8 protein-coding genes are annotated in these 14237 nt (G+C 71.7%); 6 read left to right on the top strand and 2 right to left on the bottom strand.

Features of this window, described 5'->3' with window-relative positions; all coding sequences use genetic code 11:
* Positions 1-549 precede the first annotated feature (549 nt).
* On the top strand, positions 550-5553 hold the full coding sequence (locus ACFHYQ_RS21585; RefSeq protein ID WP_394302932.1) for a type VII secretion EssC family protein: 5004 nt from the start codon (positions 550-552) through the stop codon (positions 5551-5553).
* A gap of 16 nt (positions 5554-5569) precedes the next feature.
* Here ACFHYQ_RS21585 and ACFHYQ_RS21580 read toward each other — a convergent pair whose 3' ends face one another.
* Positions 5570-5842 carry a WXG100 family type VII secretion target gene (locus ACFHYQ_RS21580; RefSeq protein ID WP_204016164.1) on the bottom strand — a complete coding sequence of 91 codons (273 nt, stop codon included), beginning with the start codon at positions 5840-5842 and terminating at the stop codon, positions 5570-5572.
* Between the two features lie 238 nt (positions 5843-6080).
* Here ACFHYQ_RS21580 and ACFHYQ_RS21575 point away from each other — a divergent pair, with 238 nt between their 5' ends.
* The gene (locus tag ACFHYQ_RS21575) at positions 6081-7835 is read left to right on the top strand and encodes an acetyl/propionyl/methylcrotonyl-CoA carboxylase subunit alpha (protein ID WP_394302931.1); all 1755 of its coding nucleotides are present in this window, start codon (positions 6081-6083) and stop codon (positions 7833-7835) included.
* Positions 7836-7996: 161 nt separating this feature from the next.
* Positions 7997-9412 (top strand): hypothetical protein, encoded by a 1416-nt coding sequence (locus ACFHYQ_RS21570; protein WP_394302930.1) that lies wholly within the window; start codon positions 7997-7999, stop codon positions 9410-9412.
* 238 nt (positions 9413-9650) lie between these two features.
* Here the strand turns inward: ACFHYQ_RS21570 and ACFHYQ_RS21565 are convergent, their stop codons facing one another.
* The gene (locus ACFHYQ_RS21565; protein ID WP_394302929.1) at positions 9651-11042 is read right to left on the bottom strand and encodes an NAD(P)H-quinone dehydrogenase; all 1392 of its coding nucleotides are present in this window, start codon (positions 11040-11042) and stop codon (positions 9651-9653) included.
* A 138-nt stretch (positions 11043-11180) separates the two neighbouring features.
* Here ACFHYQ_RS21565 and ACFHYQ_RS21560 point away from each other — a divergent pair, with 138 nt between their 5' ends.
* From ACFHYQ_RS21560 to ACFHYQ_RS21550, 3 genes are all read left to right on the top strand, one after another.
* Entirely contained in the window at positions 11181-11633 is a 453-nt protein-coding gene (locus ACFHYQ_RS21560; protein WP_394302928.1) for a gamma-glutamylcyclotransferase family protein, read from the top strand.
* Positions 11634-11692: 59 nt separating this feature from the next.
* Entirely contained in the window at positions 11693-12496 is an 804-nt protein-coding gene (locus ACFHYQ_RS21555) for a purine-nucleoside phosphorylase (RefSeq protein WP_204016160.1), read from the top strand.
* A gap of 84 nt (positions 12497-12580) precedes the next feature.
* The gene (locus ACFHYQ_RS21550) at positions 12581-14221 is read left to right on the top strand and encodes a phospho-sugar mutase (RefSeq protein ID WP_394302927.1); all 1641 of its coding nucleotides are present in this window, start codon (positions 12581-12583) and stop codon (positions 14219-14221) included.
* The last annotated feature ends 16 nt before the right edge of the window (positions 14222-14237 follow it).

Raw genomic sequence — 14237 nt, 5'->3', positions numbered from 1 at the left:
CCCAGTGATGATCACGCCCAGTTTTCGGGCTGCTCCAATTTATTTACGGTCCTTACCGTTCGCTGCGCATTCACCACATTATGGCCGACTTTCGGTCTCGGGCGTGGCGATATACGGCGTCCCATGCTTATCCGTTGGCAATACACCTGTCAACGGGAATGGATCTATCACCATATTGGTAGGCGACTACCCAATCTAGAAATTTTGTGATAAACGGTAACGATCCCTTCCCGATGCCTCGCCGTTCACAAGGTGCTTGACCGAGCGGCCGCGGTCGAATCCGTGCCTGCCGTACATCCCGGCCATGTCGGGGAGATGCGCATGACATGGCGGTTTACCGATTAGGGCACGCGACGCCCGGATCTCCTCGCTAACGTGGCCTTCGCCGGACGTCCATGCGGCAAAGCCCTGAATGCGGGCCGAATCGTCGTGGGAGATCTCCGCGGGTTCTTCCCGGGGAGGTCCGGCGGATGAAACGCTTTGGCGGTGCCTTGACACGGTCAGGGCACCAGAACGTCCCCCTATCCGACCCCCGCCGGGAGTCTGCGCATGCGGATTACGCTCACCGTGGTCACCGAGCACGAACGGCGTGACGTGCTGATCGAAGGCGACGAGTCGGCCACCGTGGCCGCGCTCACCGCCGATCTCGTCGCCGCGCTCGACGATCCGTCCGGCCGCGCCTCCAATGTCGTACGGCTCCCGCACGCCCGCGCGCCGTACGACCTCGACGGCCGAAGCGCCGCCGGCGGGAGAGCCGGACGCGGGGCCGGTGCGGACCCGCGCAGGCCGCGGCAGGGTGGTGGGCTCTGGCTGGACGGGCGGCCGCTGGATCCGGAAGCGGCCGTCTTCGGACTGCTCCGCGACGGCGACGTGGTCGCCCTGGACGCCCGGGCCGCGTGGGCCACGATGAGCGAGGAGCCCGACGGGCTGGTGGAGCTGCGCGTCGTGGGCGGCCCGGGCGCCGGTTCGGTCCACCGGCTCGGCGTCGGCGCGCACACGATCGGGTCCGATCCGGCGTGCGCGATAGCCGTACCCGACCTGGGGATGCCCCCGGTCGCCGCCGTGATCCGCCTGACCCCGAACGGCGTGACCGTGGAACCGGGCGACGCCGTACCGCGCAAGAAAGTCAAGAAGAGGTGGCGCCGACGCCGGGGACGACGGCAGGGCGCCACGGCGCGGCGAGAGAGCGTGAGCGAGGGAGCCGCCCGGCTGGAGGGCGTGCCGCTCACCGAGGCCGTGCCCTGGCCCGAGTGGGGCGCCCTCTCATGCGGCAACTCGGCCTTCTCGCTCGGCCCCGTCGAGCCGCCGGACACCCACCTGGACGCGCTGCCGGACGGCGGGCTCGCCTACAACCGCCCGCCCAGGCTGCGGCGGCCGGTCCCCGGCCGGCGGATCACGGTCCCCGCGGAGCCGCGCCGGGCCGAGGGGATGCGGCTGCAACTGCTCGCCGCACTGCTCCCGGCGGTGCTCGGCGTGGTCATGGCCGTGGCCCTGAAGACCTGGTACTACCTGCTGTTCGCGTTCATGACACCGCTCCTCATGATCGGACAGTGGGTGAGCGACCGCAGGCACGGCAAGAAGAAACACCGCCAGGCGGTCAAGGCGTACCGGGAGCGCCTGGCGGCGTTCGAGGCGGAGGTCGCCCTGGCCGTCAAGGAGGACGAGGCGGCGCGCCGGGACGGCGCACCCGACCCGGCCGAGGTGCTGCTCACCGCCACCGGACCGCGGCGCAGGCTGTGGGAGCGCCGGATCCACGACCGTGACGCGCTGCGGCTGCGGGTGGGCCTGGCCGATCTGCCCGCCGGGCTGGAGTTCGAGCTCGAGAGCGGAGCCCCGCAGGACGCGTCCCGGCCCGAGCAGCCGACCTGTCACGACGTGCCGGTCGCGCTGGTCATGCGGCGACTCGGCGTGGCCGGCGTCACCGGACCGCGGAAGACGGCGCTGGCCTGCGCACGCTGGCTGGTCGGCCAGGCCGCCGCCCTGCACAGCCCGCGCGACCTGGCCATCGTCGTGCTGTCGGCGGGGTCGGACAGCGACCGGCAGTGGGGCTGGGTGCGCTGGCTCCCCCACTGCGGCCACCGCGGCGGGGGGCCTCTCGGCGCGGACAGCGTCGCGCTCGTCGGCGCCGACCCCGAGGCCGCCGCCCGCCGGGTCGCGGAACTCACCGCGCTGATCGAGGAACGGCTCGACGACGAGACCAAACCGGGACTGGGCGGATCGGCGTCGGCGCTGGGCGGTGGGCGACTGACAGGCGGGCCGACGGGGTGGGACGACCTCGGCGGCGGCAACCTCAGCAGGGGCGGCGCGACGGCCGAGACGGAACCCGCCTTCGCCGGCTACGACGAGCAGCCGTTCGACGTGCTCGTCATCCTGGACGGCGCCCAGGTGCTGCGTGGCCTGCCGGGGATGCCGCAGGTGCTCAGGCAGGGCCCGCGGGCCGGGGTCTACACGATCGCCATCGACGGAGACCGGCGACTGCTGCCGGAGGAGTGCGCGACCGTCGTCTCGTGCTCGGCCGACGGCGAGGTGCGGCTGCACGGCGGGGGCCTGGATGCCCTCGGCGGGATCCGCGCGGACCAGGTCTCGATCTCGTGGGCCGACCGCCTGAGCCGGGCGCTCGCCGCGCTGCGCGACGTGAGCCGCGAGGACGCCGCCTCGGCCGTACCCGGTTCTGCCCGACTGCTCGACCTGCTCGGCCCGGACGCGTGCGAGCCCGACCACATCGCCAAGCGGTGGGGCCGGTCGACCCGGGCCGTCATCGGCGTCGGTCCCGATGGGCCGTTCGAGGTGGACCTGAGCCGGGACGGCCCGCACGCGCTCATCGCCGGCACCACCGGCGCGGGCAAGTCGGAGCTGCTCCAGACGCTGATCTCCTCGCTGGCCGTCGTCAACCGGCCGGACGAGATGACGTTCGTGCTCATCGACTACAAGGGTGGGGCGGCCTTCAAGGAGTGCGTACGACTCCCGCACACGGTCGGCATGGTGAGCGACCTCGACGGTCACCTGACGCAGCGGGCGCTGTCATCGCTGGCCGCCGAGATCCGCAGGCGGGAGCGCCTGCTCCTGGAGGCGGGCGCGAAGGACATCGAGGAGTACCAGCGGCTGCGATCACGCGGCGCGACCTGGGTGCTGGGCTCCGGAGGCGTACGGCAGGCCCCCGCCGGAGGCCTCTTCGGCACGGCGGGCGGCCTGTTCGACCCCACCGGGCAGACGGGTGACGGGCGGCCCGGCGGGGGCAGAACGGGTGGGACCACCGCCCGGCAGGCGGAACTGCCGTCGATGCCCCGGCTGGTGCTGATCATCGACGAGTTCGCCGCGCTGGTGACGGAGCTGCCCGACTTCGTCGAGGGCCTGGTGGACATCGCCCGGCGCGGCCGCTCGCTCGGCATCCACCTCATCCTCGCCACCCAGCGGCCGGGCGGCGTGGTGACCGCCGACATCCAGGCCAACACCTCGCTGCGGATCGCGCTGCGGGTGACCGACGTCCGCGAGTCGGCCGACGTGATCGACTCACCGGACGCGGCGCACATCTCGCGGTCCACGCCGGGCCGCTGCTACGTCAGGTCGGGGGCGGGCCCGGCTGTGGCCGTGCAGACCGCCAGGATCGGCGGGCGCAGCCCCCGGAGTGCCCCCGCGTCCGGGGGCGGCGCCGGGCAGGGCGGTGATGCCCTGCGGGTGATGGAGCTGGCCTGGCCGGCGCTCGGCCGTCCGGTCTCGGTCCCGGCGGTCGAGTCGGGAGACGACTCCGACCTCGCCCTGCTGGTGGACGCGATCGGGGAGGCCGGGCGGGGCGTCCCCGGCCAGCCCAGTCCCTGGCTGCCGCCCCTGCCGGACCTGGTCACGCTGTCGGTCCCCGCGGACGGGCAGGCGGAGGCCGCCGGCGGCTCCTCCGATCACCGGCTCGCCCCGGCCGGGAGGTATCGGACAGACGCGCAGGAGGTGCCGCCGCTGCCGTTCGGACTCGTGGACCTGCCGTGGCAGCAGGGCAGGCGCCCGCTCGTGCTCGACCCGAGGCACGGGGGGCACCTGCTGATCGCAGGCGCGGCGCGCAGCGGCCGATCCACGGCCCTGCGCACGCTCGCGGGTTCCATCGCGGCGGGGGCCTCGCCAGAGGACGTGCACATCCACGCGATCGACTGCGGGTCGGGGGCGCTGCTGCCCCTCGTCGGCCTCCCGCACTGCGGCGCCGTGGTCACCCGCGACCAACTCGACCGGGTGGAACGCCTGCTGACCCGGCTGCGCGCCGAGGTGGGACGCCGCCAGCAGCTCCTCGCCGAGGCCGGATACGCCTCGCTGACCGAGGCCAGGACGGCCGCACGGGGCCGGGCGCCGCGATCTTCGAGCGACGAGGTCGGGCGGCTGCCCTGGCTGGTGCTGCTGCTGGACCGGTGGGAGGGGTACGTCGCGGCGTTCGAGAACTACGACTACGGCCGCCTGCTCGACGCGCTGATGCAACTGCTGCGTGAGGGACCGGCCGTCGGCCTTCGGGCGGTGGTCACCTCCGACCGGTCGGGCCTGATCGGACAGATTTCCACGATCTTCGATGACCGGCTGGTCCTGCGGCTGGCCGATCCGGCCGACTACGGGCTGGCCGGGCTGCCGGTGCGGGATCTGCCCACCTCGATGCCCCCCGGCCGGGCACTGTCGGTCGGGGAGCACGGCCTGGTGGAGAGCCAGATCGCGCTGCTGTCCCCCGATCAGTCCGGCCCCGCGCAGGTGGCGGTGCTGCAGGAGCTGGGCCGCACGGCCGCCGCCCGCTTCGGCGGCTATGATCTTGAAGCCGGAGCCCACGGCGATGGCAGCCGGGGCCGATGGGTCTGGGCCGGCGAGCCGCCGCTGCGCGTGGACGCGCTGCCGATGCGGATCACGGCCGAGCAGGCACTGGACCTCGTGCCGTCGTTCTCACCGCCGTCGCCCCTGTGGGCGCTGCTCGGCGCGGGCGGCGACTCCCTCGCCCCGCTGGGCGTGGATCTGCTCGGCCAGGGACCGGCCGCGGTGATCGCCGGGCCGCCCCGATCGGGCAGATCCTCCTGCCTCGTCACCGCGGCGAGATCGCTGCTTCGGCAGGGCACCACCGTGCTCGCCGTCACCCCCCGTCGTAGCCCGCTGCGGGAACTGGCCGGATCGGCCGGCGTGCTCGCCGTGCTCGACGGGAACGCCAGGGACGTGGCCGGGGGCGATGCGACGCGGGATCTCCTCAGCCTGGTCAAGGGGCGGGAGCGCTATGTGGTGCTCGTCGACGACGCGGAGCTGATCTCCCCGGACTCGCCGCTCGGTCTCGCGCTGGAGGAGGTCCTCCGTACCGGGCGGGACGGAGAGCACGGGCTGTTCGTCGCGGGAGCCACCGGGGATCTGGCGACCGCCTATCGGGGCTTCGTGGCGGAGGCCAGGAAGGCGCGGACGGGACTGCTGCTGTCGGTGCAGAGCCCGGCCGACGGCGATCTGTTCAACGTACGGCTGCCGCGCGGAGCCGTCGGCGGCCCGACCGGGCGAGGCCTGCTGGTGATCTCCGGGACCGCGACCCCGATCCAGGCCGCGGTCCCGGTTCAGTGAGCGTGGTGCCGGCGCGTCAGCGGGTGGCGGACTCGATGTTGCCGCGGTAGGTGTTGATGACGCGGGACGCCTCGTTGAGTTCCTCGGACATCCGCTGGAAGGCCGACCGGTAGCTCTGCCAGGCGTCGTGGAAGCGCTGCGCGCCGGGCCCGGTCCAGGCGGTGCCGACCTTGGCCGCCTCACGGTCGAGGTTGGCCATCGTGGTGCGAACCTGGTCCGCCTGCTGGTTGAACTGCGCGGCCATGCTCTGCATCTCCGCGGGGTCGCCGCCGAGCAAGCTGTTACTCATTCAGTTCACTCCCTTAATCGACAGAGGGCCGCTCTCACCGTAAACCCCTGGTCAATCTTGTAAAGCCCCTATACCGAGCCGCTATACCGATTCAACCCGGCGTCCGTGTTGCCCCTGCCGGTTACCTGCCGAACGTACGGTTTCGGGCAGTTGAGCCTGGACACCGGGGGCGGACGTCTCCCACGCGAGGCCCCCCCTTACACTCCAGGAAGGCTTGTCAAGGGAAGGGAAGACGCCGGTGCACAAGGTCCTGATCGCCAATCGCGGTGAGATCGCTGTTCGGATCGCCCGCGCCTGCGCGGACGCGGGGCTGAAGAGCGTCGCGGTGTACGCCGACCAGGATCTGGAGGCGCTCCACGTCCGGGTGGCCGACGAGGCCCACGCGCTGGGCGGGCAGAGCCCGGCGGAGACCTACCTCGACATCGAGAAGCTACTCGCCTTCGCCCGCGAAACGGGGGCCGACGCCGTGCACCCCGGTTACGGCTTCCTGGCGGAGAACGCGGACTTCGCCCAGGCCGTTCAGGACGCGGGCCTGATCTGGATCGGTCCGCCGCCCGCCGCGATCACCGCGCTGGGCGACAAGGTCCAGGCCAGGCACATCGCGCAGCGCGTCGGGGCGCCACTCGTGGCGGGCACGGCCGACCCGGTGTCCGGCGTCGGCGAGGTGATCGCCTTCGCCGAGGAGCACGGCCTGCCGATCGCCATCAAGGCGGCGTTCGGCGGCGGTGGCCGGGGACTGAAGGTGGCCCGCACCAAGGAAGAGGTCCCCGACCTCTACGAGTCGGCCGTGCGTGAGGCCGTGACGGCCTTCGGCCGTGGGGAGTGCTTCGTCGAGCGCTATCTCGACCGCCCCCGCCACGTCGAGACGCAGTGCCTCGCCGACCGGCACGGCAACGTCGTCGTGGTCAGCACCCGTGACTGCTCGCTGCAGCGCCGCCACCAGAAGCTCGTCGAGGAGGCCCCCGCGCCGTTCCTGACCGAGGAGCAACTGGAGCTGCTCTACTCGTCGTCGAAGGCGATCCTGCGCGAGGCGGGCTACGTCGGCGCCGGCACCTGCGAGTTCCTCGTCGGCCAGGACGGCACGGTCTCCTTCCTCGAGGTCAACACCCGGCTGCAGGTCGAGCACCCGGTCACCGAGGAGGTCGCCGGGATCGACCTGGTCCGCGAGATGTTCCGCATCGCCGACGGCGAGGCCCTCGGATACGACGACCCGGTGCTGCGCGGGCACTCCTTCGAGTTCCGCATCAACGCCGAGGACGCCGGCCGCAACTTCCTGCCCGCGCCCGGAAAGATCACCTCGATGCGGGTGCCCTCGGGCCCGGGGGTACGGCTGGACGCCGGCTACGAGGCCGGGATGAGCGTGCCGCAGTCGTTCGACTCGCTCGTCGCCAAGCTGATCGTCACGGGTTCCACCCGGAAGCAGGCCCTGGAGCGGTCGCGCCGGGCACTCGCCGAGTACGAGATCGACGGCATGCCGACCGTGCTGCCGTTCCACCGGGCCGTGGTGGACGACCCGGCCTTCACCGACGAGCCGTTCTCCGTGCACACCCGCTGGATCGAGACCGAGTTCGTCAATGAGATCCCGCCGTTCGCGGGGGTCGCGGAGACGGACGAGCCGGCCGGGCGTGAGCGCATCACGGTCGAGGTCGGCGGCAAGCGTCTGGAAGTCGTGCTGCCCGCCGGTCTCGGTACGGCAGGCCGCGGCGAGAGCAAGAAGGCGGCGCCCAGGCGGGGCGGTGCGAACGGCGGCGCGAGGAAGGCGGCAGCGGCGAGCGGGGACGCCCTGGTCAGCCCCATGCAGGGCACGATCGTGAAGGTCGTCGTCGCCGATGGGGAGGCCGTCGCCGCCGGGGACACGATCGTCGTGCTCGAGGCGATGAAGATGGAGCAGCCGCTGGCGGCGCACAAGTCCGGCACGATCACCGGTCTCGCCGCCTCCGTCGGCCAGACCGTGACCGCCGGCGCCGTGATCTGCGAGATCAAGGACGCCTGAGTGAACCGGAAAGACGCGCCCCGGGAGATTTCCCGGGGCGCGTTCGTAATGGAACGGGAAACCGGTCCGACGCGGGGCATGCTTCAGTGGATAGCGTTGCCAGATGAGGAACCTTCGCACATCGCCGTTCGTCCAGAAGGGCGAAGGAGGCTAAAGAAGCCGTGACCATCAAGAAACCGCTGGGCCACGCGGGGAGCGCCGTGGCGGCGCTACGCGTGGGCCTGACCGCATTGCTCATGGGCCTGTTCACGCTGATCGCCGCGGTCCCCGCGGCGTACGCCGCGAGCGCGCCGGACCCGGCGACCGTCGTCGCGTCGTGGAAGAACAGCAAGGATCATTTCTATGAGATGAGCGGATCACCGCTGTCGTCCAGCCAACAGGACGAGGTCCGCAAGGCGATCAAGGATTCAAAGGCCCCGATCTATGTGGCGGCGCTGCCCGACGGCACCGTGACCACCGCCCAGGTCAGCAGTTATATCCCACAGCTGCTGACTGAGCTCGACAAGGCCGGCCGGTCGAAGGCGACCGTGGCGGTGCTCGACGGGACCACCCTGTTCGCCGGATCGAATGATCTGCCCAAGAACGCGGCGGGCACGCTGGCCAAGCTCTCCACGAACGCCAACAACGATCTCGTCACCGGTATGCAGGACTTCGTCAACCGGGTGAACCTGGTCAAGGACGGCGATGTCAAGGGCGCACGTGACCGTGGCACCACGGTAGGCGGAGGCGGCGGCGGTAGCGGTGTCCTCGTCGGCATCTTGGGCATCGCGGTCGTAGGAGGAGCCGGTTTGTGGATTATCGGACGCCGTAAGAAGCGCAAGCGTGAGGAGCGCGAGGCCGCCGAGCTCGCCGCGGTGAAGCAGACCGTCGAGGAGGACGTCACCAAGTTCGGTGAGGAGATCACCGCCCTCGACCTGGACATGAAGATGCTGCCGCAGGCGGAGACGACGACCGACTGGCAGCGTGCGCTCGACTCCTACGAGCGGGCCAAGAACGAGCTGGCGGCGGTGCAGCGCGCCGACGAACTGCGCACGGTCACCTCGACACTGGAGGACGGCCGCTACGCACTGGCCTGCGTCAAGGCGCGGGTGAACAACCAGCCGCCGCCCGAGCGGCTGCCCCCGTGCTTCTTCAACCCGCAGCACGGCCCGTCGGTCCGCAACGTACGGTGGGCCCCGCCCGGTGGCGCGGTCCGCGACGTTCCCGCCTGCGCGGCGGACGCCGAGGCGGTGGAGCGCGGCTTCGATCCGCAGATGCGCGAGGTCATGGTCAACGGTGAGCGCAGGCCGTACTGGGATGCCGGCCCGGCCTACCAGCCGTACGCCTACGGGTACTACGGCGGCTTCGGCGGCGACCTGCTGACCGGCATGATGGTCGGCACCATGCTCGGCCACGCCTTCGGCGGCTGGGGCCACGGCGGTTACGGCGCGGGCTACGACTCCGGCTACGCCGCGGGCGTCGAGTCCGGCGGGGGCGACTGGGGCGGCGGCGACTTCGGCGGCGGTGGCTTCGGCGGCGGCGACTGGGGTGGCGGCAGCGACTTCGGCGGCGGAGACTTCGGCGGCGGCGACTGGTAACCACCCCACCCCAAAACCAAAACCCCCGCGTGATCTTGCGAATTCTCGCAACGATCCCCGCTCACCAGGGCGGGCACCAACCGTGATCTTGCAGAAACTCGCACGGATGGCCTGCCACCTGCACCTTTGAACGCCGTGATCTTGCACTTGACCTGGTGCGAGATCACGGCGTCTCCATGCCCGGGAACGGCCGAGGAGGCCCTGGCCCAGGTCAGGGCCAAGCAGGACGGACGAGCCGTCAGATGGCGGTGGTGAGCGGTGACATGAGGCGCCGGGCGGCCTCGGTGATGGAGCCCGACAGCGACGGGTAGACGGCGAAGGTGTGCGCGAGCTGGTCGACGGTGAGCCGCTGCTGCACGGCCACGGACACCGCGAGGATCAGCTCCGACGCCCGGGGGGCCACCACGACGCCGCCGAGCACGATGCCGGTGTTGGGCCGGCAGAACAGCTTGACGAACCCGTCGTTGAACCCCTGCATCTTGGCCCGCGCGTTGGTCGCCAGGGGCAGCTTGACCACGTTGGCGGCGATCTCGCCGGACTCGATCTGCTGCTGCGACACGCCGACGTTGGCGATCTCGGGGTCGGTGAAGATGTTGGCGGCGACCGTGGCCAACCGGATGGGCTGTACGGCCTCGCCGAGCGCGTGCCAGACGGCGATCCGGCCCTGCATGGCCGCGACGGAGGCGAGCATCAGCACGCCCGTGCAGTCACCGGCGGCGTAGATCCCGGGAGCCGAGGTCCTGGACACCTTGTCGACCTCGATGAAGCCGTTCCGGTCGAGCCGTACGCCGTTGTCCTCCAGTCCGATCCCGGAAGTGTTGGGCACCATGCCGACGGTCATCAGGCAGTGGCTGCCCTCGGCGGTGCGGCCGTCCTCCAGCGAGACCACGACGCCGTCGGCCGTGCGCTTGACCGCCGCGGCCCGCGAGCGGCCCATGACGTTCATGCCGCGCCGCCGGTAGACCTCCTCCAGCACCTCGGCTCCGTCGGCGTCCTCGTTCGGCATCATCCGGTCCCGGGAGGAGACCAGCGTCACCTGGGAGCCGAGCGACTGGTACGCCCCGGCGAACTCGGCGCCGGTGACGCCCGACCCCACGACGATCAGGTGCTCGGGCAGCTCCTGCAGGTCGTACAGCTGCCGCCAGGACAGGATGCGCTCCCCGTCCGGCTCGGCGCCGGGCAGCACGCGGGGGTGTGCGCCGGTGGCGACGATGACGACGTCGGCCCGGATCGTCCGGTCGCCCGCACGCACCACCTGGGGGTCGACGAGGCGGCCGGCCGCCTGGATCACCTCCACGCCCTCGGCGGCCAGCCGCGCCGCGACGTCGGCGGACTGCGCCTGCGCCAGCTCCTTGACGCGTTTGTTCACCAGGCACATGTCGGCGATGACGCCGCCGGTGTCGCCGTCCGGGCCACCGTCGAAGTGGACGCCGACCGATGACGCGTCGAGCAGCGCCTGCTTGCGTACCGAGGTGGCGATCAGTGTCTTGGACGGCACACAGTCGGTGAGCACGCAGGCGCCGCCCGGGCCGTCCCGTTCGACCACCGTGACCTGCGCGCCCAGTTGCGCGGCCACCAGCGCCGCCTCGTACCCGCCGGGACCGCCGCCAATGATCACAATCCTCGTCACATATCCCATTCTCCCGCATTCCGGCGGGCCCATGCCCGGTGAAGTCCGCCGGACCCCGCCGTACCGAATCTCTTTCGGCGGCACGGCGTGCGCGAACCCTTCGGCGAAGCCCGGGGTCTTGGATTAGGCTTGTGTGCCGTGCCTGTTTATGCGGCCTACGGCAGCAATATGGACCCGAAGCAGATGGCCGAGTGGGCTCCCCACTCGCCGATGCGAGGAACCGGATGGTTCGCGGGCTGGCGCCTGACCTTCGGCGGGGAGGACGTCAGCTGGGAGGGCGCGCTCGCGACCATCGTCGAAGACCCCGGCGAGCAGGTGTTCGTCGTGCTGTACGACGTGCCCGAGTGGGACGAGGCCTCCCTCGACGAATGGATGGGCACCGCGCTCGGCCTCTACCGCAAGGTACGGCTCCGCGTCGCGACCCTGGAGGGCGACGTGCTGGCCTGGACCTATGTCCTCGACTCCTATGAGGGCGGCCTGCCGTCGGCGCGATATGTGGGCATCCTCGCCGACGCCGCCGAGAAGGCCGGGGCGCCCGACGACTATGTCACCGGCCTGCGCAACCGCCCGTGCAAGTCTCTGGGCGACTGACCGGCGTCGACGCCGCCGGGGACGGACCGCCCGGGGTTGTGACCGCTACGCTCACTAGCGTGACCAACGACCCATATGTCCTGGCGGCCGAGGCCGCGAGCACGCTGCGCAACCTCACCGGTGTGGATTCCTTCGATGTGGCCCTCGTCATGGGCTCGGGATGGGTGCCGGCGGCCGACGCCATCGGCGAGACGGTGGCCGAGTTTCCCGTGACGAAGTTGCCCGGTTTCACCGCGCCCGCCGTGGCCGGGCACGCGGGCACGCTCCGCGCGGTACGCACCGGCGCGGGCCTCGACGCACTGATCTTCCTCGGCCGCACGCACCTCTATGAGGGCCGCGGTGTGGAGGCCGTGGTCCACGGGGTCCGTACGGCGACCGCGGCCGGGGTGCGCGCGGTCGTGCTGACCAACGCGGCGGGCGGCCTGCGCCCGGAGACCCAGCGGGTCGGGGAGCCCATCCTGATCAGCGATCACATCAATCTGACCGGGAGCAACCCGATCACCGGCGCGACGTTCGTCGATCTGACCGAGGTCTACAGCCGACGCCTGCGCGCCCTCGCCCGCGAGGTGGACCCGTCGCTGGCCGACGGCGTCTACGTGGCGTTCCGCGGCCCGACGTACGAGACGCCGGCCGAGATCCGCATGCTGCGCACGCTCGGCGGGGACCTGATCGGCATGTCCACCGTGCTCGAGGCGATCGCCGCCAGGGAGGCCGGCGCGGAGGTGCTCGGCATCTCCCTGGTCACCAACCCCGGCGCGGGCCTGACCGGTGAGCCGCTCAACCACGAGGAGGTCCTCGAGGTGGGCCGGTCCACCGCCACCCGCATGGGCGGTCTCCTCGCCAAGGTGGTCGACAAACTTTAGGGGAAGTCTGCCGACGTGCCGTACCCGCCGAACCGGGCATGATTTGTCGGGACACGACCACGGATGACTCAGGGGGAACCCACCTTGACCACCGACGACCTGGTCCGCATCGCCCGCGAGTGGCACGCGCAGGATCCCGACCCGCGGACCCGGGCGGAGCTGGCGGACATCCTCGATCGCCGGGACACGGCGGCGCTCGCGGACCGGTTCGGCGGAAAGCTCGAGTTCGGCACGGCGGGCCTGCGCGGTGAGCTGGGCGCGGGTCCGAACCGGATGAACCGCGTCACGGTGATGCGGGCGGCGGCCGGGCTCGCCCGTGTCCTCGGGCCGGGCAGGCATGTGGTCATCGGTTTCGACGCGCGCCACATGTCGGACGTGTTCGCCGGGGACACGGCCGCCGTGCTCACCGGCGCCGGCCTGCGCGCCTCCGTGATGGGCGGCCGGTGGCCGACCCCGGTGCTGGCGTTCGCCGTACGACACTTCGGGGCCGACGCGGGCATCATGGTGACCGCGTCGCACAACCCCCCTCGGGACAACGGCTACAAGGTCTACTGGGGGGACGGCGCGCAGATCGTCCCGCCGATCGACCGTGAGATCTCCCAGGCCATCGACGCGACCGGCCGGGTGGACGAGCTCCCGCTCGGTGACGGCTGGGAGACGCTCGATCACGACACGATCGTCGTTCCGTACCTGGAGGCCCTCGCCGCCCTCCCCGTCGGGGACGCCAGGGACCTGGTCATCGCGTACACGCCGCTGCACGGCGTCGGCCACGGCGTGCTCACCGAGGCGTTCACGCGGGCCGGGTTCGCCGCGCCGAGAGTGGTCGGCCGCCAGGCGGAGCCCGACCCGGACTTCCCGACCGTTTCGTTTCCCAATCCGGAGGAGCCGGGCGCGATGGACCTCGCGCTCGGCCTGGCGACCTCGATCGGCGCCGACCTGGTGCTGGCCAACGACCCGGACGCCGACAGGTGCGCGGCCGGCATGCCCCTGCCGGAGGGCGGGTACCGCATGCTCACCGGCGACGAGGCGGGCGGGCTGCTGGCCGAGCACGTGCTGCGGCACACCTCCGGCGACGACCGCCTGGTCGCCACGACGATCGTGTCGTCGTCGCTGCTCGCCAAGATCGCGGCGGCGTACGGCGTGCGCCACGCCGAGACCCTCACCGGCTTCAAATGGATCATGAAGGCCGGGCCCGGACTGGTCTTCGGATACGAGGAGGCGCTGGGATACAGCATCGGCTCCGATGAAGGTTTACCCGTCCACGACAAGGACGGCGTCGGCGCCGCCCTCACCTTGGCCGGTCTGGCCGCCGACGCCAGGCGGGCCGGGCGGACGCTGCTCGACCTGCTGGACGACCAGGCCAGGAGGTACGGCCTGCACGCCACCGCCCAACTCTCGTTCCGGGTGACGGACCTGGAGGAGATCGGCCGTGCCATGGCCCGGCTGCGCGCCGAGCCACCGACCGAGCTCGCCGGCCGCGAGGTGGAGTCGGCCGAGGACCTGGCGGCGGGCGTGGCCGGGCTGCCGCCCACCGACGGCCTGCGTTACCGCCTGGCTGGCGGCGCGCGCGTCGTCGTACGGCCCAGCGGCACCGAGCCCAAGCTCAAGTGCTACCTGGAGATCGTCATCCCGGTCGAGGACTCCGTGGCCGCGGCGCGGGCACGTGCCGCCGAGGACCTGGAGGCCCTCAAGAAAGACCTCTCAGCCGCCCTCGGCCTCCTCTAACCGGCCGATGGACCGG

Source organism: Sphaerimonospora cavernae, from assembly GCF_042435035.1.
In the GTDB taxonomy this organism is placed as follows: Bacteria; Actinomycetota; Actinomycetes; order Streptosporangiales; family Streptosporangiaceae; genus Sphaerimonospora; species Sphaerimonospora cavernae.
The sequence above is the reverse complement of the archived record's forward strand: the minus strand, read 5'-3'. Positions and strand labels throughout refer to the sequence as shown.

Bases quoted from the DNA above. Each gene is read 5' to 3' on its own strand.
- ACFHYQ_RS21585 (WP_394302932.1), top strand. From the start codon at position 550: ATGCGGATTACGCTCACCGTGGTCACCGAGCACGAACGGCGTGACGTG.
- ACFHYQ_RS21580 (WP_204016164.1), bottom strand. From the start codon at position 5,842: ATGAGTAACAGCTTGCTCGGCGGCGACCCCGCGGAGATGCAGAGCATG.